The sequence below is a fragment of the Microbacterium sp. LWH13-1.2 genome (genome assembly GCF_038397735.1).
Lineage (GTDB): Bacteria > Actinomycetota > Actinomycetes > Actinomycetales > Microbacteriaceae > Microbacterium.
In genome coordinates, this window is sequence record NZ_CP151635.1 from 1,167,326 (window position 1) to 1,192,118 (window position 24,793).

22 protein-coding genes and 2 tRNA genes are annotated in these 24,793 nt (G+C 67.5%); 10 read left to right on the forward strand and 14 right to left on the reverse strand.

The genetic code is table 11. The features are described from left to right. Positions 1 to 68 precede the first annotated feature (68 nt). On the reverse strand, positions 69 to 1,328 hold the full coding sequence (locus tag MRBLWH13_RS05370; RefSeq protein ID WP_341957251.1) for an acyl-CoA dehydrogenase family protein: 1,260 nt from the start codon (positions 1,326 to 1,328) through the stop codon (positions 69 to 71). A 196-nt stretch (positions 1,329 to 1,524) separates the two neighbouring features. On the opposite strand from MRBLWH13_RS05370, the gene gltX reads away from it, so the two are divergent. Continuing rightward, positions 1,525 to 3,030, forward strand: coding sequence for a glutamate--tRNA ligase (gltX, locus tag MRBLWH13_RS05375; RefSeq protein ID WP_341957252.1), 1,506 nt, complete (start codon positions 1,525 to 1,527; stop codon positions 3,028 to 3,030). A 183-nt stretch (positions 3,031 to 3,213) separates the two neighbouring features. Beyond that, a tRNA-Gln gene (locus MRBLWH13_RS05380) sits at positions 3,214 to 3,285 on the forward strand. Positions 3,286 to 3,337: 52 nt separating this feature from the next. Here MRBLWH13_RS05380 and MRBLWH13_RS05385 read toward each other — a convergent pair. After that, positions 3,338 to 4,234 carry a hypothetical protein gene (locus MRBLWH13_RS05385; RefSeq protein WP_341957253.1) on the reverse strand — a complete coding sequence of 299 codons (897 nt, stop codon included), beginning with the start codon at positions 4,232 to 4,234 and terminating at the stop codon, positions 3,338 to 3,340. A 160-nt stretch (positions 4,235 to 4,394) separates the two neighbouring features. Here MRBLWH13_RS05385 and MRBLWH13_RS05390 point away from each other — a divergent pair, with 160 nt between their 5' ends. Continuing rightward, positions 4,395 to 5,354: a DNA topoisomerase IB gene (locus MRBLWH13_RS05390; protein ID WP_341957254.1), complete on the forward strand. Its 960-nt coding sequence runs from the start codon at positions 4,395 to 4,397 to the stop codon at positions 5,352 to 5,354. A 7-nt stretch (positions 5,355 to 5,361) separates the two neighbouring features. Here the strand turns inward: MRBLWH13_RS05390 and MRBLWH13_RS05395 are convergent, their stop codons facing one another. Both MRBLWH13_RS05395 and MRBLWH13_RS05400 read right to left on the reverse strand, forming a co-directional pair. Continuing rightward, the gene (locus MRBLWH13_RS05395) at positions 5,362 to 6,219 is read right to left on the reverse strand and encodes a 3-hydroxyacyl-CoA dehydrogenase (RefSeq protein ID WP_341957255.1); all 858 of its coding nucleotides are present in this window, start codon (positions 6,217 to 6,219) and stop codon (positions 5,362 to 5,364) included. 35 nt (positions 6,220 to 6,254) lie between these two features. Beyond that, positions 6,255 to 6,701, reverse strand: coding sequence for a MarR family transcriptional regulator (locus tag MRBLWH13_RS05400; protein WP_341957256.1), 447 nt, complete (start codon positions 6,699 to 6,701; stop codon positions 6,255 to 6,257). A gap of 87 nt (positions 6,702 to 6,788) precedes the next feature. Here MRBLWH13_RS05400 and pepN point away from each other — a divergent pair, with 87 nt between their 5' ends. Then, the gene (gene pepN, locus MRBLWH13_RS05405; protein WP_341957257.1) at positions 6,789 to 9,302 is read left to right on the forward strand and encodes an aminopeptidase N; all 2,514 of its coding nucleotides are present in this window, start codon (positions 6,789 to 6,791) and stop codon (positions 9,300 to 9,302) included. On the opposite strand, the gene MRBLWH13_RS05410 is transcribed toward pepN, so the two are convergent. Continuing rightward, positions 9,269 to 10,147, reverse strand: a complete 879-nt coding sequence (locus MRBLWH13_RS05410) for an aminoglycoside phosphotransferase family protein (protein ID WP_341957259.1) — start codon at positions 10,145 to 10,147, stop codon at positions 9,269 to 9,271. The genes pepN and MRBLWH13_RS05410 overlap by 34 nt on opposite strands. A 2-nt stretch (positions 10,148 to 10,149) precedes the next feature. After that, positions 10,150 to 10,788, reverse strand: a complete 639-nt coding sequence (locus MRBLWH13_RS05415) for an MBL fold metallo-hydrolase (RefSeq protein ID WP_341957260.1) — start codon at positions 10,786 to 10,788, stop codon at positions 10,150 to 10,152. Between the two features lie 153 nt (positions 10,789 to 10,941). Between MRBLWH13_RS05415 and MRBLWH13_RS05420 the strand changes: the two genes are divergently transcribed. After that, positions 10,942 to 11,014 (forward strand) — tRNA-Glu (locus MRBLWH13_RS05420). Positions 11,015 to 11,095: 81 nt separating this feature from the next. Here MRBLWH13_RS05420 and MRBLWH13_RS05425 read toward each other — a convergent pair. The 5 genes from MRBLWH13_RS05425 to MRBLWH13_RS05445 form a co-directional block, all read right to left on the reverse strand. Continuing rightward, on the reverse strand, positions 11,096 to 12,415 hold the full coding sequence (locus MRBLWH13_RS05425) for an acyltransferase (RefSeq protein WP_341957261.1): 1,320 nt from the start codon (positions 12,413 to 12,415) through the stop codon (positions 11,096 to 11,098). A 57-nt stretch (positions 12,416 to 12,472) separates the two neighbouring features. Beyond that, positions 12,473 to 13,714, reverse strand: coding sequence for an MFS transporter (locus tag MRBLWH13_RS05430; RefSeq protein ID WP_341957262.1), 1,242 nt, complete (start codon positions 13,712 to 13,714; stop codon positions 12,473 to 12,475). Beyond that, positions 13,711 to 14,259 (reverse strand): helix-turn-helix domain-containing protein, encoded by a 549-nt coding sequence (locus MRBLWH13_RS05435; protein ID WP_341957263.1) that lies wholly within the window; start codon positions 14,257 to 14,259, stop codon positions 13,711 to 13,713. Before MRBLWH13_RS05435 ends, MRBLWH13_RS05430 begins: the two co-directional genes overlap by 4 nt. 113 nt (positions 14,260 to 14,372) lie before the next feature. Continuing rightward, positions 14,373 to 15,467: a DUF4349 domain-containing protein gene (locus tag MRBLWH13_RS05440; protein ID WP_341957264.1), complete on the reverse strand. Its 1,095-nt coding sequence runs from the start codon at positions 15,465 to 15,467 to the stop codon at positions 14,373 to 14,375. Further along, a complete protein-coding gene (locus MRBLWH13_RS05445; protein ID WP_341957265.1) occupies positions 15,464 to 16,021 on the reverse strand; it encodes an RNA polymerase sigma factor in 558 nt (185 codons plus the stop codon). Before MRBLWH13_RS05445 ends, MRBLWH13_RS05440 begins: the two co-directional genes overlap by 4 nt. Before the next feature lie 259 nt (positions 16,022 to 16,280). On the opposite strand from MRBLWH13_RS05445, the gene MRBLWH13_RS05450 reads away from it, so the two are divergent. Next, positions 16,281 to 17,285 (forward strand): TerC/Alx family metal homeostasis membrane protein, encoded by a 1,005-nt coding sequence (locus MRBLWH13_RS05450; protein WP_341957266.1) that lies wholly within the window; start codon positions 16,281 to 16,283, stop codon positions 17,283 to 17,285. 12 nt (positions 17,286 to 17,297) lie between these two features. Here MRBLWH13_RS05450 and MRBLWH13_RS05455 read toward each other — a convergent pair whose 3' ends face one another. Further along, positions 17,298 to 17,891 (reverse strand): LON peptidase substrate-binding domain-containing protein, encoded by a 594-nt coding sequence (locus MRBLWH13_RS05455; protein WP_341957267.1) that lies wholly within the window; start codon positions 17,889 to 17,891, stop codon positions 17,298 to 17,300. An 85-nt stretch (positions 17,892 to 17,976) separates the two neighbouring features. On the opposite strand from MRBLWH13_RS05455, the gene MRBLWH13_RS05460 reads away from it, so the two are divergent. Continuing rightward, positions 17,977 to 18,474: a DUF427 domain-containing protein gene (locus MRBLWH13_RS05460; RefSeq protein WP_341957268.1), complete on the forward strand. Its 498-nt coding sequence runs from the start codon at positions 17,977 to 17,979 to the stop codon at positions 18,472 to 18,474. A gap of 37 nt (positions 18,475 to 18,511) precedes the next feature. On the opposite strand, the gene MRBLWH13_RS05465 is transcribed toward MRBLWH13_RS05460, so the two are convergent. Then, positions 18,512 to 19,825, reverse strand: a complete 1,314-nt coding sequence (locus MRBLWH13_RS05465) for an LLM class flavin-dependent oxidoreductase (protein ID WP_341957269.1) — start codon at positions 19,823 to 19,825, stop codon at positions 18,512 to 18,514. Beyond that, a complete protein-coding gene (locus MRBLWH13_RS05470) occupies positions 19,822 to 21,117 on the reverse strand; it encodes a PLP-dependent transferase (RefSeq protein WP_341957270.1) in 1,296 nt (431 codons plus the stop codon). The genes MRBLWH13_RS05465 and MRBLWH13_RS05470 overlap by 4 nt, the downstream gene beginning before the upstream one ends. Positions 21,118 to 21,305: 188 nt before the next feature. Between MRBLWH13_RS05470 and leuC the strand changes: the two genes are divergently transcribed. The 3 genes from leuC to murA all read left to right on the forward strand — a co-directional run bounded on the left by leuC (position 21,306) and on the right by murA (position 24,792). Next, positions 21,306 to 22,757: a 3-isopropylmalate dehydratase large subunit gene (gene leuC / locus MRBLWH13_RS05475; RefSeq protein ID WP_341957271.1), complete on the forward strand. Its 1,452-nt coding sequence runs from the start codon at positions 21,306 to 21,308 to the stop codon at positions 22,755 to 22,757. A gap of 2 nt (positions 22,758 to 22,759) precedes the next feature. Continuing rightward, positions 22,760 to 23,359: a 3-isopropylmalate dehydratase small subunit gene (leuD, locus tag MRBLWH13_RS05480; RefSeq protein WP_341957272.1), complete on the forward strand. Its 600-nt coding sequence runs from the start codon at positions 22,760 to 22,762 to the stop codon at positions 23,357 to 23,359. A gap of 65 nt (positions 23,360 to 23,424) precedes the next feature. Then, positions 23,425 to 24,792 carry a UDP-N-acetylglucosamine 1-carboxyvinyltransferase gene (gene murA / locus MRBLWH13_RS05485; RefSeq protein ID WP_341957273.1) on the forward strand — a complete coding sequence of 456 codons (1,368 nt, stop codon included), beginning with the start codon at positions 23,425 to 23,427 and terminating at the stop codon, positions 24,790 to 24,792. Position 24,793: the final 1 nt, after the last annotated feature.

Sequence of the window (24,793 nt, forward strand, 5' to 3'; positions counted from 1 at the left end):
GCGCAGGCAATCCCCGGTGCCGCGCACGCCTGCGTCGGCGCGACACCGAGGGTGAGAAGTCAGACCGCTCAGGTGTACCAGGTGGGCTCGGGCACCTCGTTCTTCAGCACGAACGTCCCGACCTCGCGCTTCTTGTAGGCGATCGGATCATGAAGGCTGTGCGTGCGCAGGTTGCGCCAGAAGATGTCGAGTCCGACCGCATTCGCCGACGCGCGCGCTCCGGTCAGCTCGTAGACCTTCGTGGCGACCTCCAAGCCGTCGTCGACGATCCGGAGCTTTCCCGCTGCGATCCGGACAGCGATCTCGCCGCGTCGCCGCGCCGTGAGATCCTCGCGGGGCGCATGCAGTACGGCACTGATCTCCGCACCCACAGCGTCCAGCAGTGCCTCGTCGGCCCACAGCTTCGACGCGAGCTCGCCATAGCCCTCGAGCAGGTACCACTCGTCCGTCGCGTGCTGCTTGTCGTCTCCGCCGTAGGGCCAGGGGCGCGTCGTGGTGCGCGTGTAGGCGGACGCCGTCTCGAGCGCGCCCTGTGCGATGCCGAGATAGAAGTTCGCGAACACGAGCTGTATCGCCGGGACGTTCAGGGCGTTGTAGGTGAGCGGCTGGAACTCCTTGTCGACGAATCCCGCAGCGGACGCCCAGGGGACCCGCACGTCGCGGATCTCGACCGAGCCCGACTCCGTGAGCCGCTGCCCCAGGTTGTCCCAGTCATCCGCGAACACGATCCCCTCCTGTGCGGTGGGGACGATCGCGAAGACGTGCGTGTCTGTGCCCTCGAGGATGCCTTCGAGTACGGTGAGGTCCGAGACCTGCCCGCCGGTGGAGAACGACTTGCGTCCGGAGAAGATCAGGTCGTCGCCGTCTTCTCGGATCGCGAGATCGGAATCCCGAGGGTTGACGGCGCCTCCGAAGAGGAAGTCGTTCGTCGTGTACAGCTCTTCGACGGCGGCGATCTGGTCGTCGGTGGCGACGAGCCGCGCGGCCCACGCCCACAGGTAGTGGTAGCCGAGGAGCTGGCCGATCGAGCCGTCGCCTCTGGCGACGGTGCGGATCACCCGGTACGCCGTATCCCAGCTCTCACCGGCTCCGCCGTACGCACGGGGTCCCAACAGTGTCACCAGCCCCGATTCCTTCAACAGTCTGACTTCGGCGCGTGGCGTCGCGTTCGCCCGGTCACGGTCGACGGCGTCCGCTGCGAGGATGTCCGCCACCTCCTGTGCGCGGTCGATCCAGTCGGCGCTGGTCTGTGGTCTTGCTGCGTCCCGCCATCGGCCGTCGAGACCCGTCGTCACAGCATCCGTCGTCGCTGCATCCGTGAATGTCATGTTCTTGCCTTTCCGTGTGGTTCGGTGTTCGCCCGTCCTCCGGCGTTGCGGCAACGATAGGAGCAGGGCGGGACGGAACGCGGGTTGTTTCCCAGGGTGAGGGACTGTTACCCGAAGTGACCCCCGGTCGCGTCTCTCGCCGCCCCCGCCGTGAGCCTCTGTGGAGTGCCTCACCGGCAACTAGAATCGGAGGGATATGGCTACTCCGCACCCCCTCACCACGACCGCCAGTGGCGCCGACGTCCGCGTCCGCTTCTGCCCCTCGCCGACCGGACTGCCGCACGTCGGCATGGTCCGCACCGCGCTCTTCAACTGGGCCTACGCCCGCCACACCGGCGGGAAGATGGTGTTCCGCATCGAGGACACCGATGCCGCCCGCGACAGCGAGGAGAGCTTCCGCCAGCTCGTCGACGCGCTCACCTGGCTCAAGATCGACTGGGACGAGGGCGTCGAGGTCGGTGGCCCGCACGCCCCGTATCGGCAGTCCGAGCGTCACGACATCTACCGCGGCGTCATCGACAAGCTGCTCGCCACCGGTGCGCTCTACGAGAGCTACTCGACGGCCGAGGAGATCGATGCCCGTAACGAGGCCGCCGGCCGCGCGACGCAGCTCGGCTACGACAACTTCGATCGCACTCTGACCGACGAGCAGAAGGCCGCCTTCCGTGCCGAGGGACGTCAGCCTGCGCTGCGCCTCCGCGTGCCCGATGAGGACCTCACGTACGTCGATCTCATCCGCGACGAGGTGACCTTCCCGGCCGGGTCGTTCCCCGACTTCGTGGTCGTACGGCCCAACGGCATCCCGCTGTACACCTTCGTGAACCCGGTCGACGATGCTCTCATGGGCATCACGCACGTGCTCCGCGGGGAAGATCTGATGCCGTCCACGGCGCGTCAGCTCGCGCTCTACGCAGCGCTCATCGAGGCGGGCGTCACCACGTTCGTGCCGCGCTTCGCCCACATGCCGCTGGTGCTGGGGGAGACCGGCAACAAGAAGCTCTCCAAGCGCGACCCGCAGGCGGACCTCTTCCTGCACCGCGATCGCGGCTTCATCCACGAGGGGCTGCTGAACTACCTGGCTCTTCTGGGCTGGTCGATCGGTCCCGACCGCGACGTGTTCTCGCTGCAGGAGTTCACCGACGCGTTCGACATCGTGAACGTCAACCCGAACCCGGCCCGCTTCGACCAGAAGAAGGCCGAGTCCATCAACGGCGACCACATCCGCACGCTGGGGGAGAAGGACTTCGCCGAACGGACGATTCCCTACCTCGCGGCCGCGGGCCTCTTCGACGAGCCCACGCACGAGCAGCTCGTGATGGCGTTCCGCGTCGCACCGCTGGTGCAGGAGCGCGTTCAGCTGCTGGGCGAGGTGCCCGGGATGGTGGGCTTCCTGTTCACCGACGACGTGTCCTATGACGCTGACGCGCTCAAAGGTCTCCCCGCCAACGCGGCAGAGGTGCTCGACGCCTGTGTCGCGGCTCTTGAGCCGGTGACCGACTTCACGCCGGAGAAGGTCCAGGAGGCCCTCTCCGAGGCTCTGGTCGAGAAGCTCGAACTCAAGCCGCGGATCGCCTACGGTCCTCCGCGCGTCGCCATCACCGGCCGTCGGATCTCGCCGCCGCTGTTCGAGTCGATGGAGCTGCTGGGCAAGGACGAGTCGCTGCGACGACTTCGTGCGCTCTCGGAGTTCCTCGCGGACTGAGATCGAGCAGCAGCGAAGAGGGAGAGCACCCGACAGGTGCTCTCCCTCTTCGCGTCACCGGTCGCGTGTGCCGCGCAGCAGCGGCGATCAGGGGCGACGCGCCCGGACGGAGCGCGGCGTTTTGGCATTCGGGCCGAGGCTCGGGTAGGCTTGACTCTCGGTGCGAGGCTCCGGTTTCGCCCTTGGGGTATGGTGTAATTGGCAACACGGCGGTTTCTGGTTCCGTTGTTCTTGGTTCGAGTCCAGGTACCCCAGCAAGACAAAAACCCCCGCGAGAGCGGGGGTTTTGTCGTATCCGGCAGACTCCTTACTCGCACTCTCCGATGAACTCGAGGTAGCACACCGCCTCGTGGGTCACCGCGGGCTCGTAGTCGTCGTTCGAGACCTGGCGCGTGTCCATCTCCGGTGTGCGGGTCAGGCTGCCGTAGGAGCCGAGGGTGGCGACGTAGTATCCGTCGCCGTCCAACGCCTTCATCTCCTCGATCGCGCCGTTGTAGTCGGTGCAGAGCAGTGTGGCCGTCTCGGTGAGCTCGACTCCGACGCACGCGCCCGTGTAGGTCGCGACCATGAGGTTCGTGCAGTCCGTCCAGTCCTGGTTGACCGTGCACGGGTTCACGGCATCCATCGAGACGTCGTAGCGTCCGGTCTCGTACTCCTCGCTGTGGAACGTCTCCGGCTTCTCGGGGACGTCGGTCTTGGTCCAGTGCCGGGCGGTGGTGAAGGCGACGAGGACCACGACGGCAGCGATCAGCAGCAGAGCGCCGAGGATCGAGAGCGTGACCCAGAGTCCGACCCTGCTCTTCTTGCGCGGTTCGGTGTCGGGGGCCGGAGCGTATCCGGGGTAGACCACTGTGGCGCCTGCGGCGCTCTCGTAGCCCGGATACGCAGCGGTCGCGGCGTACGCAGGATCTTGAGCCTGCTCGGCTCCCGGAGCACCTGCGTATGCGGGCGGTGGTGCGTCGTATGCCGGGGCCGGCGCGCTGTACGCGGGAGGCGGTGCGTCGTATGCCGGGGGTGGCGTCTCGCCGGACGACTGCGCAGGCGGCGGGGGAGTCGGGATCGTGGTGAGCCAGTAGGAGTACCAGCTCTGCGTCGACGCGGCGTCGGCTGCGACCTGCTGAGCCTCGACGTCGGTGAGCTGTAACCCGAGGGCGCCGCGTAGATCTGCTCTGGTCAGGGACTCACGGAATTCCTCGAGTGACATCGTCATAGTCAAGAGGATGGCAGACCTTTGTACCGGTCGACAATCCGCGCGGGGTTCGCCTAGCAGGTCGCATCCCCGCAGCGCCATGCCCTTCACGCGCCGGGTCGGTCGCGGCATCGTGGTCGCACACGCGCCCGCACTGCCGACAGGAGTCAGACCGATGGCACTCAGAAGAGTCGTGCCCGGAGAGGAACCCGGTATCCGTCGTCGACGTTCGGGGTCCGGTTTCCGTTACCTCGACGCCGGCGACCAGACGGTGTCGCAGGCTGATCGCGAACGCATCCACGACCTCGCGATCCCACCGGCGTGGACGGATGTCTGGATCGCGGCCGATCCGCTGGCGCACATCCAGGCCGTCGGCACCGACGACGCGGGCAGGCGGCAGTATCTCTACCATCCGCTGTGGCGGACGGGGAGGGATCAGCGCAAGTTTGCTCGCGCGCTGCGGCTGGCCGAGGCGCTGCCTGCGGCGAGGGCGAAGGTGACGCGTGCGATCGGGGAATCCGGTCTCACACGTGGACGCGCCCTCGCGGTGTCTTTCCGGCTCCTGGACGACGCCGCTCTGCGGATCGGCTCGGAGCGGTACCTCGTGAAGCACGGCAGTCGTGGTCTCAGCACGCTTCGACGCCGCGATGTCCGAATCGACGGAAGCATGGTCGCTTTGAGCTTTCCTGCGAAAAGCAAGCAGCTGGCGTCGATCGAGATCTCCGACGCTCCGCTGGCCGAGGCTCTCTCGGAGTTCGCGGTCGGTTCCCCGCGTGCGCCGCTACTGGCATACCGGAAGGGGCGGCGGAGGGTGCGCCTGACGTCGGGCGAGGTCAACGACTATCTGCGCGAGGTGGCGGGAGCCGCCTTCACCGCGAAGGACTTCCGTACGCTGCACGGCACCATCCTCGCCGCGGATGCGCTGGCGCGTATCGGTCGGCTCGAGACCAAGAACGAGCGGCGCCGTGCCGAGCGCCTGGCTGTGCAGGCCACAGCCTCGGCGCTCGGCAACACCCTCGCAGTGGCGCGAGGAAGCTACATCGACCCGCGTGTGTTCCGTCTCTACGCGCGCGGCCGCACCCTCGATCTCACCGTGTCACCCGAGACCGCGATCCGCAGGCTGCTCGGGCGCTGATGACGGCTCAGCTCTCGCGAGGGTAGGTGTAGAAGCCTTCTCCGGTGGCGACGCCGAGCTTGCCCTTGTCGATGTACTGCTCCTTGAGCAGGTCGGCGAAGCGCTGCTGCTTCTCGCCACCCATGCGCGAGATGTTGTACGCCGTGGTCAGACCCACGATGTCGTAGATCTCGAACGGGCCCGCGGGAGCACCGGTGCCGATGCGCCAGGTCGCGTCGATCGCCTGGGGCTCTGCGATCCCGTCGACGAGGAGTTCGGCTCCCGCTTCGAGGAACGGCACGAGGAGGGAGTTCAGCAGGTACCCTGCCTTCTCCTTCTTGATCTGGATGGGGACCATGCCGATCTGCGCGGCGAACTCCACGACCGTCTCATAGACGGCGGGGTCGGTGTCGGGCGTGCCCATCACCTCGGCGGTGTTGTGCGACCAGATCTCGTTCGCGAAGTGCAGTGCGAGGAAGCGATCGGGGCGTCCGGTGGACTCCGACAGAGCGCTGGGCAGGAGAGTCGAGGAGTTCGTCGCGAAGATCGTCGTTGCGGGAGCCGCGTCTGCGAGCGTGCGGTAGATGCCCTGCTTCAGCTCCAGGTTCTCCGGGACGGCCTCGATCACGAGTTCGGCGTTGGCAGCGGCATCCGCGAGGTCGGAGGTGAGGCGGATGCGACCGATGGACGCCTGCGCGCCACCGTCAGCCGCGTTCTCGACGCCGTCTGCGACGTAGCGCGCCGCGAGCGCTTCGAAGCGCTCGGCCGCGCGGTCGAGCGCAGCCTGATCGATGTCATACGCGACGACGTCGAATCCGTGGAAGGCGGTCTGGAACGCGATCTGCGATCCGAGGACGCCGGTGCCGAGAACGGTGATGTTCTTCATTTCTCTTCCTTCTCTGAGGGCCTTGTGGGCCGGGGTCATGATGCGGCGTCGCCGCGGTCGAAGCGCTGCAGGTCGTGCGCGAAGCGCGACACCTCCGCATCCGACCACTGCGCGAGATGTGCGTCGATCACGTGCTGCAGCGTGTCGAGCGTTCCTCGGAAGGCTTCTTCGCCCTCGAGGGTGAGTGCGAGCGGGCGCCCGCGTCCCGCCGCCGCAGGCATCTCCTGCACGAGCCCGAGGGCGATGAGGGACGACAGCTGCCGGGACACCGTCGAGCGGTTGAGCCGGAACATCTGCGCGATGTCCGTCGAGCGGATGCCCGGCTCATCGGCGATGGCCATCACGATCGACTGGTCGGTGATCGAGAGTCGCGTCTCGCCGGACCGGGCATCGACCAGACCCCGGCGGGTGATCGCCAGCAGGGACCGCAGCACCGTCGCGCTGTCCTGATCTCGTGCGTCCGCCTCGTCGATTTGTTGCATAGTGCAACTCTAGACCTGGCTGTTGCATAATGCAACGCGGGCGCGGGGCGGGGCATGAGCTCCGGCGGCGGATGAAAGGATGGAGACATGCACACCGCCAACCTCACGCGAGAGGAGACCGCGGCGCGATCCGCCGCCATCTCCGTTCGCAGCATCCGCGTCGAACTCGATCTGACCGGAGCGCCCGAGCGGGCTCGCAGTGGGTTCCCGACGGTCACGACGCTCGACTTCGCATCGACGACCTCGTCGACCTGGCTCGACTTCATCGGCGAGAGCGTGGAGCGGCTCGTCGTCAACGGCGTCGAGCAGGACGTCGTCTACGACGGGGCCCGGATCGCCGTGCGCGATCTCGCGGAGTCGAACACGATCCGCGTCGAGGCGGTCGGAGCGTACAGCCGGTCGGGTGAGGGGTTGCACCGTTTCCACGATCCTGTCGATGACCGCACCTATCTCTACACGCAGTACGAGCCCGCCGACTCACGGCGTGTCATGGCGTGCTTCGAGCAGCCTGACATCAAGGCTCCCTACACGTTCGTGATCGACGCGCCGGCAGGGTGGGAGGTTCTCTCGAACCAGTCCGCCGCTGCCGTCGACGTCGGTGTCGGGGTGCAGCGCGTCGAGTTCGCCCCGACGCTGCCGATCTCGAGCTACATCACTGCCGTCGCCGCGGGGCCCTATGCCCGCGTCGACGGCGAGTGGCGGCGCGACGAACAGCACATCGCGCTGGGCGTTCTCGCGCGGCAGTCGCTGGCGCAGTATCTGGAGTCGGACGAGATCCTCGAGGTCACGCGTCAGGGCCTGGACTTCTTCACGGATGCTTTCGCGTACCCGTATCCGTGGGGCAAGTACGACCAGATCTTCGTCCCCGAGTACAACCTCGGCGCGATGGAGAATCCGGGGCTCGTCACCTTCACCGAGGCGTACCTCTCGCGGGGTGCAGCGACGGATGCCCAGCGCGCGGCTCGGGCGAACACGATCCTGCATGAGATGGCGCACATGTGGTTCGGCGACCTCGTGACGATGAAGTGGTGGGATGACCTGTGGCTCAAGGAGTCCTTCGCCGACTACATGGGGTCGCACGCGTCCGCCGTCGCGACGCGCTTCCACGACGCCTGGGTGAAGTTCGCCGCCAACCGCAAGGCCTGGGCGTACCAGCAGGATCAATTGCCGACGACCCACCCGATCGTCGCGGACATCACCGACCTCGAAGCGGCCAAACTGAACTTCGACGGGATCACGTATGCCAAGGGCGCCGCAGTGCTCAAGCAGCTGGTCGCCTTCGTCGGCGATGACGCGTTCTTCGACGGTGCGCGCAGGTACTTCGCTCAGAACGCGTTCGGGAACACGACACTCGACGACTTCCTCGTGCAGCTCAGTGCCGTGTCCGGCCGTGACATGTCCGAGTGGTCGCGCGCCTGGCTGGAGACCACAGGAGTCTCGACGCTCTGGGTCGAGAAGGATGCCGACGGAGCATCCGTGCTCGTGCAGACCGATCCGCGCCCTCATCGGCTGCGCATCGGACTGTACGACGACATCGACGGCCGCGTCGTGCGCCGTGACCAGCTCGCGCTCGACATCCACGACGAGCACACTCCGGTGGAGCTGCCCGACGCTGACCTCGTGCTGCTCAACGACGACGACCTCACCTACGCCAAGGTGCGCCTCGATGAGGCATCGCTGACGACCGTGCAGAACTCGCTCTCCGGCGTCGAGGATCCGCTCGCGCGAGCGGTCATCTGGTCGTCCCTCTGGAACGCCACCAGGGACGGAGAGCTCGCGGCGAGCCGCTACACGTCGATCGTGCGCGCGCACGCGCCTCGCGAGTCGAACATCGGTCTCCTGAGTGGAGTGCTCGCGAACGCGCTCTTCGCGATCCGGCACTACGTCGCCGATGAGAACCGGGCGCACGAGCAGAGGCAGTGGGTGGAGGCGGCATGGAGCGCGCTCCAGTCAGCGGATTCCGGCAGCGATGGGCAGCTCTCGTGGGCACGCGCCCTTGCGGCGGCATCCGCCTTCGATGACGCACGCGCCAGCGACATCCGCGCGATCCTCGACGGAGAGACGCTCGACGGGCTCGTCGTCGACCCGGACCTCCGGTGGCAGCTGCTGACCGCTCTCGTGACGACGGGTCATGCCGGGGTGGACGAGATCACGGCGGAGCAGCAGGTCGACGACACCGGGAGCGGCCGTACCGCCGCGCGCCGTGCTCTCGCATCGATCCCGGATATCGCCGTGCGTGCCGAGGCCTGGGAGCAGGCGTGGAACGACGAGTCGCTCAGCAACGATCATCTCGACGCGGTCATCAGCGGATTCCGCGCAGGCGGACGACGCGACCTGATCGCGGGCTTCGATGACGAGTACTTCGCGAGGATCGGCGGTGCCTGGTCTGAGCGGAGCATCGAGCTGGCGCGGCGTCTGGTGGTGGGGCTGTTCCCGGCCGCGCCGAGCCTTGCGCCGGTGGATGCCTGGATCGCCGACAACGCCTCGGCACCTGCCGCTCTGCGACGTCTCGTCGTCGAGCAGCGCGATCACCTCGCACGTGACCTTCGCGTGCGAGCAGCGCAGGCTCAGTCGGCGTCGAGCTCTGCGGCGGTGCTCTGACCCACGGCGAGGTGGTCGGGGCGGTCGTCGCTCTGCGTCAGCAGAACGAGCGCGAGGTAGGCAGCCCATGCTCGCGCGCGCACCCAGGTCGCGTCGTCGTAGCGGGGGCCGGTGGCAGCCCGGAACACCTCGCGCCCTGGGGCATCGAAGAGCATCCATGCCGACGCGAGGTCGTACGCGGGATCGCCGACCGTGACGTCGCCGAAGTCGATGAGTGCCGCGAGCGAGGCCTCGTGAACCAGGATGTTGCCGGGGTGGAGGTCCCCGTGGATCCAGACCCGTTCACAATTCGGCGCTGCCGCCAGGCCTGCGGTCCAGGCATCGCGCAGCGCCGACCGGGGCGGGAGGGCGTCGAGGCGAGGCCGCATGGCGCCATCGCGTGTGGCCAGCTCTCGACCGCGCACGGGATTGAGTGGGGCGTCGTCAGGCGCCGGAGCGTGCAGAGCCCGAAGCGCCTCGGCGAGCCGTGGCGCCCAGGAGGAGTTCTCGACCCGCGACGACGTGAGCGCGTTCGACCCGTCGATCCAGGGGATCACCGACCACGGTCGGGGGAAGACGTCGTTCGGAGCTCCAGCGAACACGGGGATCGGAGTGCGGATTCCGAGTACCGCCAGCGCCGGCCCGATCTCGGGCAGGGCGCGCTGCTCGTTCGCGATGAGCGGCACTGCGAGAGCGCGCCTGGGCAGTCGCACGACGAGATCGGCACCCAGGCACCACATCGCGTTGTCCCATCCTTCGGCGAAGAGTCTGAGCGGAAGATCGGCCAGCTGCGGCGCCGTGGCGCGAAGCAGCGTGCGCAGGCCGTCCTCGTCGAGCGAGTACTCGGCCGAGGGGGAGTCGGCCATGCTCAGATGTCGAGCGACTCGCCCGGCTCGAGCACCGAGAACTCGCCGCCGCCCTGTTCGGTCGCCCACTGCAGTCGCTGACGGTGCATCGTCTTTCCCGCCACGGAGAGAGTCATGTCGTGCGTGCCGAACGCGCGACGCGGCTTCACGGCCAAGACGTAGTCCATCGCCTCGCCGATCTTCAACCACGGAGCGCCGAGCGGAGCGGCGAGGGTGCCGACCTCGATGCCCTCGGGCACGGCGTAGGAGTCACCGGGGTAGTAGAACTCGTCGTTCACCAGCACCCCGACGTTCTCGACGGTCGGGAGAGAGGAGTGGATCACCTCGTGCGTGCCGCCGAAGAAGCGCAGCGAGAATGCTCCGACCTCCGCCGTGTCGCCCGGTGCGACCACCGAGATCTCGTAGCCCTCGGCCGCGCGCGCGACGCCGGCCGGTGCGTAGATCGGTGTGCCGGGAGCCGCACGCAGGATGCGGTCGAGGTGCTCGGGCGTCCAGTGGTCCGGGTGCTCATGGGTGATGACGACGGCGACGAGCCCGGCGAGGTCACTCAGCGGAGCGGTGAACGAACCCGGATCGACGAGAAGGATGTCATCGCCCTGCTGGATGCGAAGAGCGGCATGTTCGAATTTCGTGACGCGCATGGGATGAGTCAACTCCTTCTCGGCCTCCCTGGCAAACCGTCGAGCTGGTGCGCCACGCCCGGGAATCGAGCAGGGTCCGGCTCGATTTGGCGACGCGAGAATCGTCGTGGCATACTTGAACAGTTGTCGCGGCACGGAAACGTTCCGCCAGACGGCCCCATCGTATAGCGGCCTAGTACGCTGCCCTCTCACGGCGGTAACGCGGGTTCGAATCCCGCTGGGGTCACACAACACACGAAAGCCCTCGGTTCTCCGAGGGCTTTCGTCGTTTCCGGGCATGTCACCCAGGGTGCACGGGTCGCGGACGTCACACCGCGTTCCGGCGTGCCCCCGTCAGCCACAGTGCGAGAGCCGTGCACCCGAGCGCGATCGCTGCGAGCGGGAAGTCGAGGCCGTAGGCGGTGATGGCGATGATCGGTGCGATGAACACGAGTACGGCGGCGACGACAGCGACCTTCGACGAGAACCGGGCCGGACCCGCCGCCGGAGCCTTCTCGAACCGGATCAGCCAGAGCGACAGCACCCAGACTGCGGCGAGGACGACGATGAGGAACAGCGGCCGGGTCCACCACCAGACAGCGCTTCCCGGTGCGGGGAGGGGAAACGGGAGTACGAGCTGGATGCCGATCAGCACCATGATCATCGGCAGATGCCACAGGTAGATGGTCATGAGTCGTGAACCGATCAGGAAGACCACGCCCTGGGCCGCTCGATGCCTCATGAGCGCCGTCAGGGGTGCGTGCAGCAGCGTGAGGGCGGCGGCCTGGATGACGGCGAGCATGACCATGGCTGTGGTCGGAGGCCACTGGTTGCCGAGCATGTTCCACGAGTAGCCGCCCATCGATACGAGGCCCCAGAGCGCCGCGTAGCCGGCGCCGATGAGCAGCATCAGCTGCCACCAGCGGCGCGCACCGAACCAGCCGTCGAACAGGAAGAACCCGATCTGCTGCGCGAACAGCCAGACGAACACGATGTTCGGGATGCCGAAGAGCTCCTGGCCGAGACCGTAGCCCGTTCCGGCGACGGGCTGGATGCCGAGGTATCCGCCGATCACGGTGAACCGGAACGTGTCCACCAGCACGGCGCCCGCCAGGAGGCCGAGAAGCACCCAGGCGCCGTATCTCTCGTGCAGTCGCATCATCGCCGGAGCGAGCGCCTGGACGATCATGTATGCGGCGAGGAACCACAGCGGAGAGCCGACGCCGATCGCGACCGTGTCGACGAGGGCGGGGTCGACGCCGATCAACCGAGTGGCGCCGAGAATGACGGTGAAGAAGACGAACAGCGGGAGCGCGGGGCGCGCGAGCCGCAGGAGACGTACGCGCACGAAGTCCTCCGCGGACTGTCCGCGTGCCGACGCCGACCGCCATCCCGCACGGGCCGCGTATCCGCCGACGACGAAGAACAGCGGCATGATGTTCGCGATCCAGGACGCCGCGGTGAACCAGGGCTGCGCCTCGACGGTGCGCTCGATCAGCAGCGTTCCATCCGGTGCTCGCCCGACGCCCGTGAACAGGATGTGCACGAAGACGACAAGGACGACGCAGACGACCCGCGCCAGATCGAGGGTGAGATCGCGGCCCACAGGGACGGTGCGGGGCGTCGAGTCGGTGGCGGCGCTGCTCATGCCGATGACTCTAGCGCTGACGGGAGGCTGCCGACGGGTGCGGCCGCAGGCGCGCGGTCAGGTCGTCGGCAAGAGGGTGAGCTGCCGGAACGTGCGCTTGCTCAGCGGCACAACCATGAGCGCCATCATCGTGCCGCCGAAGAGAGCGAACGGCACCCAGACCGCAGTGATCGAGGCGAGCAGACCGAACCCCGCCATGGCGACGGGCATGAGACAGTCGTCACCGAGACGGGTGATCGAGCCCATCCGGCCGAGGTAGGCGGTGTCGACCGTGGCTGAGAATGTGGCGCTCAGGAGCACCGAGGCGTACCCCGCGGTCGCGCCGATGACGAAGGCCGCTGTCGCGACCGTCCACGCCGGTCCCCAGCCGAGCGCGATGATCGCCGCTCCCTGCACGACGAGCGCCCAGAAGCCTGCGAACGCCTCTCTCCGCGGTCGCCACTTCACGACCGAGACGGCGCCGAGCGCCGCACCCAGTCCGAGCAGCGCCTCGAACAGTCCCACCGCCTGGGCGCCCCATCCCTCGTCGTGCGCGCGCAGCGCGAGCCCGATCCCCACCGCTGGGCCGACAGCGAGGTTGAGTCCTGAGAGCGCGATGACGAGGGTACGGGTCGTCGGGTGGCTGCCGAGATGGGTGAATCCGCGGGCGATGCCGTGCAACGCGGACTCCTTCGCCGCACGGGCGAGCAGGAAGCGCGGCCGGAGCCAGATCGCGATGAAGGCGATCACGAGACTGAACGTGAGGGCGTTGACGGCCGCGCTGCCCACGAGCCCCGTGTAGGCGACGAGTACGCCGCCGATCGCCGCACCGACCATGGTTCCGAGGCGCGATGCGGTCTGCGCGAGCGCACCGTAGGAGGGGAGGTCGCCCGGGCGCACGAGCTGGCGGGCGACAGTTCCGGCCGAAGGCTCGTAGAACGCGTCGCAGATTCCGAAGGCTATCGCCGCGAACAGCAGGACGCCGACGGTCGGTGGGGTCGCGACGACCCAGACGGCCACGGCGACGAGCACGCCGACCCGCAGGGCGTTGAAGAGGATCATCACCTTTCGGGCATCGGAGCGGTCCGCGATCACACCGCCGAAGAGCAGCACGATCGCCCGAGGGATCGTCCCTGCGGCGACGATGAGTCCGGCGATCGCGGGGGAGGCCGTCTGCACGGCAGTCCAGGCGAGCGCGATGGTCCACAGGGCGTCCCCGGCATCCGAGACCGCCTTGACGGCGATCCAGATGTGCACACGGCGGTCGCGTCGGAACGGTGGCGGCGCCGACAGCTGCACGGGTTCGGACGTGGCAGTCATGGCGTCGTCGGGAAGGCGTGCGCGAAGAAGAAGATCGGCGTGCGCTCCTGCCCGTCCTCGAGGTCGACGGACGCCCGCCACTCCTCCATCGTGCGCAGAAGGCGCGCACTCAGATCACGGAGTTCGTCAGGAGACGCCCACGCGATCGACTCGGTGTTCGAGGCGTCGTACGCGTTATAGGCCGGGTCATCATGGCGGCGCTGCCACTGCTGAAGGCGATCGATCTGCATCCGGATGCCCTGGCGCTGCGCCTCCCGTGCGAGCAGGGCGTCTGCGGGGGAGTCGGCGTAGTCCTCCGCCGACCAGGTGAGCCCACGTCGAGCGAGGTTCCACCAACTGGTACGACGGTCGCCTGAGGGGTCTTCGACGCGCTCGACGAGCCCGGCTCGCTCGAGCATCCTCAGGTGATGGCTGATGCTCCCGACCTGACTCCCGAGCGATCGTGCGAGCGTGGTGACCTGCGAGGTTCCGTAGAGCAGCAGGTAGTCGTAGATGCGGCGGCGCAGAGGATGGTGCACCGCCGTGATCACCGAGATGTCTTCCATGGACGCAACGGTAGAACCGGTTCCGAGTTCCCACAAGACTTCTTGTATACCGCGGAAAAACAACGAAAGGGCCACCATTCCTTGGGAGTGGCGGCCCTTTCGGAGGATGCTCGTCAGTCGTCGGCAGGCGGTTCGCCGGCTGCCCGACGAGTGCGCCGTGCGCGCCGGATGAGCCAGATCACCAGCACGACCGCTCCGGCGAGAGCGAGCCACGGCAGGATGAAGCCGACTGCCACGACCAGCGCGTTCAACGACACCACGAGGCCGTTCCAACCGGCGAGGAGGCCGTCGGCGAAGCCGGCCGGATCGGCGGTCGTCGGTGGCGTGGTGCGGGTCAGCTGCACCTGCAGGCTCGACATGGCGACCTGGTCGTCGAGAGAGGCGAGCTGCTGCTCGTAAGACTCGAGCTGGGCCTGGCGATCCGTGAGCGCGACCTCGGCCTCGATGAGCTCCGCGACCGTCCCGGTCTGCGACATCAGCTCGGTGAGTCGCTGCACAGATGCCCTGGTGGCATCCACGCGCGCACGCAGATCGATCGCCGTGGAGGTGACATCCTGCTTCGAGATCGACGAGGAGAGCACTTCGCCCGAGTCGGCGAGGTCGTCGATGACGGCGGCGAGATCGGCCGAGGGCACGCGGATGCTGATCCAGCCGTACCCAGGGTCGGGGGGTGCAGGCTCCGAGGCGCCGTCGACGGTGACGCTCTGCCCGATCTCGGTGCTCTCGACATAACCACCTCGAGACTCGGCGAGTGCGGAGATCGCGGCGGCGGCGTCACCGATGTCCTTCACCTGGACCGTGGCGTTCGCCGTCGCGATGATCTCGCGGTCGGTGGCGTCGACGGCGCCCGGCAGCAGGCTCGATGACTCCGCCGAGTCGGATGCGGCTCCGGGCGCGCTCTGATCGACGGATCCGGACCGCGAGTCCTCCAGGGCAAAGCCGGCGGGCATTCCTCCGCCCTCCGCGGTGCTCATGGCGTTGCCGCCCACGATGCCGAGGATCGGGGGAGTGACGAGGACGCCCACCACGAACGCAGCAGCTATCCCGGTGCCTGTCAGCCAGCGGCGGCGGCGCGCCCGCGAGCGTGCTGCAGTAGGGGTCTCACGAGGACGCTCGGTCGCGATCTCCGCGAACACCGCGCGCTCGATGCGGGTCACCGCAGCATCCGAGAGCTCGGGGAGGTCGTCAGGGGTGTTCTTGTCGTTCATGCGTCGCTCGCTTCCTTCACGGCACCGCGCAGTCGGGTGCGGACTCGGGAGAGACGGTTCCGGACGATCGCGTGGCTCACGCCCAGCTCCTCGGCCGCGGCCTGGTAGGCGTACCCCTCTGCGGCGCAGAGGCGGAAGATCTCGCGGTCCAGATCGCTCAGGGTGCCCACTTCTGCCGCGATCCGCGCCGCCAAGGCTGCGGTGATCACCTGCTCCTCGACGCTGATCGTCGAGGGGACGGTGTCATCGACGGCATCCGTCGTGTTCGCCTGGTCGCGTCTGCGTTGTCGCAGCCGGTTCGCGGCCTGGAATCGGCAGATCGTCGCGAGCCACGGCAGCAGGGACTCGCTCTGCAACTCGAGCCCCGGCAGCTTGCGCCACGCGGTGACGAACGTCTCCTGGGTCACGTCCTCGGCGTCGGCGGGTGAGCCGAGCAGGCCGTGGGCGATCCAGTAGACCGGTCTGACATGTGAGCGGTACAGCTCGCGGAAGGCGCTCTCGTCACCTGTCGCGGCCTGCGCCACCCATTTCTGATCACTCGTCTGCACGGGCATCCTGTTTCCGTTCGGTGTCTCTCACCTGGGAAGTGTCGATGGATGCCCCATCGTCTCAGATCAGTCGTCGCGGTCATCCGCACATGTCACCTCAGGAGCGATACTGGCGCTACAATCGGTGACGCGAGAGGGAGTATCCCGCAAGCGCACCCACCGTCATCACGAGCACCGTCATCGCTGCTCCGGTCGTGCGACGCATTCGTGCGTGGGAGAGACTTTCGGCTGTTTTCCGACCCCTCCCGAAAGGTGCCGAGCACCCGTGGATATTCCTGTCTGGTTCGAGATCACCTCGATGGTCGTACTGTCGATCATCCTGATCGGCGACCTGCTCCTGATCCGACTCCGGCCGCACATCCCCTCGACCAAGGAGTCGACGCTGTGGGTCGTGTTCTACGTCGGTCTCGCGCTGCTCTTCGCAGTGCTGCTCGGGAATGTCGCGGGCTGGCGCAATGCCGGCGACTTCATCACCGGGTGGGCTCTGGAATACAGCCTCTCGATCGACAACCTGTTCGTGTTCGTGCTGATCATGGCCCAGTTCGCGGTGCCGCGACGTCTGCAGCAGCAGGTGCTGATGGTGGGCATCATCATCGCTCTCGTGCTGCGCGGCGCGTTCATCCTCGTCGGCGTGACCGTCATCGAGCACTTCTCGCCGATCTTCTACATCTTCGGAGCCTTCCTCATCTACACCGCCATCAAGCAGGCGATGCCAGAGGGGGAGCACGAGGACGATGTGAAGCGCGAGAACTTCATCGTGCGTCTGCTCCGTCGCAGGATCGACATCAGCGAGGAGTACGACGGGTCGAAGCTGCGCACGACGGTCGACGGCAAGCGCATGTGGACGCCTATGGTCATCGTGTTCATCACGATCGGCGTCACCGACCTGATCTTCGCGATCGACTCGATCCCCGCGATCTTCGAGATCACCACCAACGGATTCCTCGTCTTCGCGGCGAACATCTTCGCTCTGATGGGGCTCCGCCAGCTCTACTTCCTGCTGGGCGACCTGCTCGACCGCCTGCGCTACCTGCACTACGGAATCGCGGTGATCCTGGGCTTCATCGGCATCAAGCTCATCCTGCACGCGCTTCATGAGAACGAGCTGCCGTTCATCAACGGCGGTCAGCACGTCGAGTGGGTGCCCGACATCGACAACCTCGTCTCTCTCGGCGTGATCGTCGTCTCGATGACGGTCGCTACCGTGGCGAGCCTCATCGCGGCGTCGCGCGAGAAGTCATCCGCGAAGAACGCGGCGATCGTCGAGTAGGAGCGGACCTGCTCACTCGGCTGACCAGAGCAACTCGGCCTCGAGCGTGAGGTCGATGACCTGACGCAGCAACGCGCCGACGGTCGTCGACCGCAGGAGCACGTGCCGGTCGTACTCTCCGAGCGGCGCGATGGCGGCGAGCTGCCATGACGCGGCGAGCGGGTCGTCCGACAGCTCTGTCTCGGGATCCCACGGCCCCTCGACACGGGCGAGGACGCGCCTCACGATCGCCTCGGCTTCGGTGCGCAGCGGGGTGAGCGCATCGTTCCAGGTCAGCTCGGGCAGCGTCGAGACCTCTGCACGCGGGTAGGGCTCGTCATCCATCCACCGCTCGACCGTGAAGCGGTCGGTGCCTATGGCGACGATGTGCAGCACGTCGGCATCCGCCGAGACGGTGGCGAGCCTGGCGGTCGCGCCGATGCTGCTTCGGCGATCACCGCCGCCGACTTCGTGACCACGCTCGATGAGCACGACCCCGAACTGCGGATCGTCCTGGTCGAGAAGCTGCCCGATCATCGTCAGATAGCGCGGTTCGAAGACTCGGAGCAGCAGCGGCGTGTGCGGGAAGAGCACCGAGCCGAGCGGGAACATGGGGAGAGCGACCATGGCCCCAGTCAACACCGCACGCCTCCGTGTGAACAGCGTCGAGCAATGAGCGACGCAGAGCGATGGAGCGCCGTACAGTGAGGACATGCGCAGACCCGCCCCGATCACCCCTGCTCCCGGACAGGAATCCGTGTGGGACTACCCTCGGCCGCCGAGGGTCGAGCGGGTCCCGGAGCGCGTCACCATACGCCTGGGCGGTGCGCTCATCGCCGACACCCGTGATGCGGTGCGGGTGCTCGAGACGAGTCATCCGCCCGTGTTCTACCTGCCGATCGCCGACTTCGGCGAAGGAGCGCTCGCGGATGCCCCAGGCTCGTCGTTCTGTGAGTTCAAGGGAGCCGCCCGGTATCTCGACGTGCGCGGCGGATCCCTCGTGGCGGCGGGAGCGGCCTGGAACTATCCGAACCCCACGGCCGGGTTCGAGGTGCTGGCGGATCGGGTCGCAGTCTATGCGGGCCCGATGGATGAGTGCACGGTCGGGGGCGAGACCGTCGTTCCGCAGCCCGGCGGGTTCTACGGAGGATGGGTGACGTCCTCGGTCGTCGGGCCGTTCAAGGGTGTACCCGGCTCCATGGGCTGGTAGCGCTCCATGGGGTGGTGAAACCGCGGGCGTCGTTCGCTCAGAACGCGCGCAGATTCGCCTGAAGCCCTCCGTCGACGTACTCACGTCGAAGGATGCCTCGGCGACGGAGCACCGGCACGAGCTCGTCGAGCGTGCGGTGGAGAGACACGGGATGGAAGTCGCCCCACAGGAGCACGCCGTCGTTGCCCCAGCCGCCGAGTTCCTCGATGAGGTCGGCGAACTCCTCGGCCGTTCCGACGAACCCCGATCGGTCGGCGATCCGACCGGTGCGAGCGAGAGCCGTCAGATGCGCCCGCAACGGGGCATCGTCGCCGCGATCGCCGATCAGGCGCCGGATGCTGCCCTGGGAGACATGCTCTCCGAAGATCGACAGGTCGAGCGGGCGATCGAGGTCGAGCGCCGTCAGATCTGTCTCGAGATCACTCGACTGCTTGCGAGCGATCTGCATCAGGGCCGCGTCGTCCGGGTGGGCGGAGGCGGCGACGAGTCGATCTGCTTCCTCCGGCGACGACGTGATGACCGGCTGGATCGCGAACAGGATGGTGATGTCGGCGGGGGAGCGGCCGGCAGCGATCGCCGCCTCATGGATCTTCGCCCGGTACGCGCGGACGGACGCTTCGTCCAGCGGCGCGAGTGCGAGCTGCACATCGGAGTTCGCACCGGCGAAGCCGAGACCGCGTCCAGAGCCCCCGGGCGAGACGATCGCCGGTTCGCCATCCGTGAAGGGGACCGCGTTCAGGGGGCCGTCGAACGCGAAGTGCTCCCCACGGTGTCTGGTTGGATGCAGCTTCGATCCGTCGGCGAAGACTCCCGTCTCTCGGTCCTGCACCAGCGCGCCCTGGTCCCAGCTCCGCCAGAGTGATCGGATGCCGTCGAGCCACTCCTCGGCGCGGTCGTAGGCGGCGTCGTGGCCGAGCTGGTCCGCTGCGGAGAAGTGGCGAGCGCTCCCGGTGTCCGTGACGACGTTGAGTCCGAGCCGATGGGCGCTGAGGTGCTGCAGCGTCGAGAACTGTCGCGCCGCCGTGTAGGGGAGGTACGCCGCAGGATTGACGGTCGGCACGACACCGAGATGGCGGGTGGCCTGGAAGAGATAGGGAGCGAGGAGGAGAGGATCGTGCTTCGGGCCGCCGAACGCGTGGCGCACCCGCAGATCGATGGTGTCCGCGGATCCGAGAGAGGGCGCATCCTCGATGATCACGAGGTCGAACCCGGCCTGCTCCAGAGTGCGAGCGGCCTCCTGATAGATCTCGGGACGCGTCCAGTCGTAGTCCCAGTCCAGTGACGGGTATCCCCAGCCCTGCGGTCCGAAGCCGCGAGCCAGGAACCAGCCAAAGTGCTGGGGCCTGCTCATGCGACGGCCTCCCGCGCCGGCTCGAGCACGCGGGCGAGGTCCGAGATGAGGTCGGTGACGTCCTCGATGCCGATCGAGAGTCGCAGGGTCCCGGGCCGGACACCCAGCAGGTCCCGCTCCTCCTGCGTGCGGTGCGCATGGCTCGTCGTCCCGGGATGCAGCACGAGCGAGCGCACATCGCCGATATGCGTCATGTGGGTGAAGACGTCGACGCTCTCGACGAAGTCGCGTGCCGCGTCGAGTCCGCCGCGGAGGGTGAACGTGAAGATCGAGCCGTGGCCGCCGTGGAGGTATCTCTGGGCGAGCGCGTGATCGGGGTGCGTCTCGAGGCCCACGTAGTCGACGCTCTCGACCGCGTCCTGAGCGGCGAGCCAGCGCGCCACCTCGAGGGCGTTGCGGGACTGACGCTCGACACGCAGGCCCAGAGTCTCGGCCCCTTGCCCGATCAGGAAGGCGTTGAGCGGAGACGGCGACGCACCGAAGCGGGGTGCCACGGATTCGCGCGCATAGGCGATGCGTGCTTTGCCGCCGTGCCGGGAGGCGACGCTCGGAAAGCCCCCGCGGCCGGGGAGCACGAGGTGCGGGGCGTTGTGGCCGGCCTTCTCGGCGTCGAAGCGACCGTCGTCGACGATGACGCCGCCGAGAACGGAGCCGTGGCCGGCGAGGAACTTCGAGGCGGAGTGCACCACGATCGCGGCGCCGTGCTCCAGAGGACGCACGAGGAAGGGCGTGGCGAGGGTGTTGTCGACGATGAGCGGGATTGCCGCATCGTCGGCGACGGCGCTCACGGCTGCGATGTCGAGGATGTCATTGCGGGCATTCGCGATCGATTCCGCGAACAGGGCCCTGGTGTTGGGGCGGATCGCCTGCCGCCACGCTTCGGGATCCCCGATGTCGTCGATGAACGTGGCGTCGATGCCGAGGCGGGCGAGGTTGTCGAGCAGGAGGCCCCGGGTGCCCTCGTAGATATGCGTGGACGAGACGATGTGGTCGCCTGCCCCTGCCACAGTCAGAAGGGCAGTGACGACGGCCGCCTGGCCGCTGGCCACGAGAACCGCGTCAGCTCCGGACTCGAGCGCGGCGAGCTGGCGCTCGACCGCATGGATCGTGGGATTGCCGGTGCGCGTGTATCCGAAGCCCGCACCCGTGCCGAAGTGGTTCGCCGCGTGATCGAAATCGTCGAACTCGAAGCCCGCGGTCAGATAGATGGGAGTCGCCCTAGATGAGGCGGCACCCTGATTCCTGGCGGCGTGGACGGCCCTGGTGGCGAAGCCGGTGGTGTCGTCGGTCATGCGGGGTGCCTCTCGAAGGTGCGGGTGACAGTAGCGTGTCACGCGGCGACTCGGCTCGCTGAAGCGGTGGTAATCTGACGTCATGCGGATCGTGCTCCTTCTTAGCGGCCGCGACGAGACCTCGTTCTGAGCCCCTCCTCGTCGCGGAGTCCATCGTGGGCCGAACCGCCAGCTTCAGGAGACACGCAATGAACATGCCCGCAGCAGACACTGCTCCCGTCCGTCCGAGGACCCTCGCCGAGAAGGTCTGGGACGACCACCTCGTCGTCAAGGGCGAGAACGGTGAGCCGGACCTCATCTACATCGACCTGCACCTCGTGCACGAAGTGACGAGCCCGCAGGCTTTCGACGGCCTTCGTTCCGAGGATCGCCCTCTTCGCAGGCTCGATCTCACGATCGCCACCGAAGACCACAACACCCCGACGTGGGACATCGACAAGCCCATCGCCGACCTCACCAGCCGCACGCAGATCGAGACGCTGCGCCGCAACGCCGCCGAGTTCGGAGTGCGTCTGCACTCGCTCGGCGACGCGGAGCAGGGCATCGTGCACGTCGTCGGGCCGCAGCTCGGGCTCACGATGCCGGGCATCACCGTGGTCTGCGGCGACTCGCACACGTCCACCCACGGCGCCTTCGGAGCCATGGCATTCGGCATCGGCACCAGCGAGGTCGAGCACGTGATGGCGACCCAGACGCTGCCGCTGAAGCCGTTCAAGACGATGGCGATCAACGTCGACGGCACGCTGCGTCCCGGCGTCACGGCGAAGGACATCATCCTCGCGGTCATCGCGAAGATCACGACCGGTGGCGGTCAGGGGTACGTCCTGGAGTTCCGTGGCAGTGCGATCCGCGCGCTGTCGATGGAGGGCAGGATGACGATCTGCAACATGTCGATCGAGGCCGGCGCCCGCGCGGGTATGGTCGCCCCAGACGAGACGACCTATGAGTACCTGAAGGGGCGCCCGCATGCGCCCAAGGGTCAGGACTGGGACGACGCGGTCGCCTACTGGCGCACGCTCCCCACCGACGAGGGGGCGACGTTCGACGCCGAGGTCTTCATCGACGCCGACGAGCTCGAGCCGTTCGTGACGTGGGGAACGAACCCTGGTCAGGGCAGCTCCCTCTCCGCCGCCGTTCCCGACCCCGCCGAGATCACCGACGCCAATGAGCGCGCCGCAGCCGAGCGTGCCCTCGAATACATGGATCTGACACCGGGCACGCCTCTCAAGGAGGTTCCCGTGGACGCAGTCTTCATGGGCTCGTGCACCAACAGCCGCATCGAGGACCTCCGCGCCTTCGCGTCGATCGTCGAAGGCAAGAAGAAGGCCGACGGCGTCCGCGTCATGGTCGTGCCCGGCTCTGCCCGTGTGCGGTTGGAGGCGGAGGCCGAAGGGCTCGACAAGATCATCAAGGACTTCGGTGCCGAGTGGCGATTCGCCGGATGCTCGATGTGCCTCGGGATGAACCCCGATCAGCTCGCGCCGGGGGAGCGCTGCGCGTCGACCTCCAACCGCAACTTCGAGGGACGACAGGGCAAGGGCGGGCGCACGCACCTGGTGTCCCCGCTGGTCGCCGCGGCGACCGCGATCCGCGGCACGCTCTCGAGCCCCAGCGACCTGAACGAGATGGCGGAGGTCTGACCATGGAGAAGTTCACCACCCACACGGGTATCGCCGCTCCGCTGAAGCGCTCGAACGTCGACACCGACCAGATCATCCCCGCAGTGTTCCTCAAGCGGGTCACGAAGACCGGATTCGAGGACGCGCTGTTCCACGGCTGGCGCCAGGATCCGGAGTTCGTGCTCAATCAGCCCGCCTTCCAGGGCGCATCCGTCCTGGTCGCAGGTCCCGATTTCGGCACCGGATCGAGTCGCGAGCATGCTGTCTGGGCGCTGCGCGACTTCGGCTTCTCGGTGGTCCTGAGCCCGCGTTTCGCGGACATCTTCCGGGGCAATTCGGGCAAGCAGGGACTCCTCGCTGCGACGATCTCGGAAGAGGATCTCGAGCGGATCTGGGCTGAGATCGACCGGAATCCCGGGGCATCCATCACTGTGGACCTCGAGGCGCGAACCGCGTCGATCGGTGAGATCCAGGCTGACCTCGGGATCGACGATTACACTAGATGGCGGCTCCTCGAAGGGCTCGATGACATCGGGCTCACGCTGCGCAATGAAGACAAGATCGCGCAGTTCGAGGCCCGTCGCGAGTCGTGGCGGCCCCGGACCCTTCCCGTTCAGCAGTGAACGGCGGGGTGGGGGAGCCGAGGGCGACCCCGCCCCGAATTCCGTTGAATGAAGTGAGGCTCCGAATGACGACACCTGTGCGCGACGCTCTTCCGGACGGAGTTCCCCCACTCACCGGAGACGTCCTCGCCATTCGCGGAGGGCGCCCGCTGCGCGGTCGCGTCGACGTCAAGGGCGCGAAGAACCTCGCGACCAAGGCGATGGTGGCCTCCCTGCTCGGCGAGACCGTCAGCGTGCTGCGCGACGTCCCGGCCATCAGCGACGTAGCGGTCGTCCGCTCGCTGCTCGAGGTCCACGGCGTACGCGTCTCCGACGGCGATGAGCCCGGTGCACTCGTCTTCGACCCGAGCGACGTCGAGTCCGCTCACTTCGAGGAGATCGACGCCCACGCCGGTGCGTCCCGCATCCCGATCCTCTTCTGCGGACCTCTGCTGCACCGTCTCGGTCAGGCGTTCATCCCCGACCTCGGCGGATGCCGAATCGGCGACCGTCCCATCGACTTCCACCTGGATGCGCTTCGCAAGTTCGGCGCCATCGTCGAGAAGCTGCCCAGCGGCATCCGCCTCTCGACCGGTGGAACCCGCCTGCACGGCGCGAACATCCACCTCCCGTACCCGAGCGTCGGAGCGACCGAGCAGGTGCTGCTCACCGCCGTCCGTGCCGAGGGCACCACGGAGCTGCGGAACGCCGCCATCGAGCCCGAGATCATGGATCTGATCGCGGTGCTGCAGAAGATGGGCGCGATCATCTCGTACGAGCCGAACCGCGTCATCCTCATCGAGGGCGTCGAGACGCTTCGGGGGTACGACCACCGCTCGATCTTCGACCGCAACGAAGCCGCGTCGTGGGCGTCCGCCGCACTCGCCACGGACGGCGAGATCTTCGTCGGCGGGGCGAAGCAGCAGGAGATGCTGACGTTCCTCAACGTGTTCCGCAAGGCCGGCGGCTGGTTCGACATCCAGGAGGACGGAATCCTGTTCCGTCGCGACGGCGAGCTCAAGCCCGTCATCGTCGAGACCGACGTGCACCCCGGGTTCATGACCGACTGGCAGCAGCCTCTCGTCGTGGCGCTCACCCAGGCCAAGGGCCGCTCGGTCGTGCACGAGACGGTCTATGAGAACCGTCTGGGCTTCACCGAGGCTCTCGTCAAGATGGGCGCCGACATCGTCGTGCACCCGCACGGACTGCAGGACGGAGCCCGTCGTGTCCCGCGCCGGGACCTCGAGCAGGCGGCCGTCATCACGGGACCGACACCGCTGCACGCAGCGGACATCGTCGTGCCGGATCTGCGGGGCGGCTACAGCCACGTGATCGCGGCGCTGACGGCCGAGGGCGAGTCGAGGGTGTCCGGAGTCGACATCCTCAGCCGCGGATACGAGAAGTTCCTCGCCAAGCTCGACGCCGTGGGCGCCGACTTCGACGTCATCCGGTGAC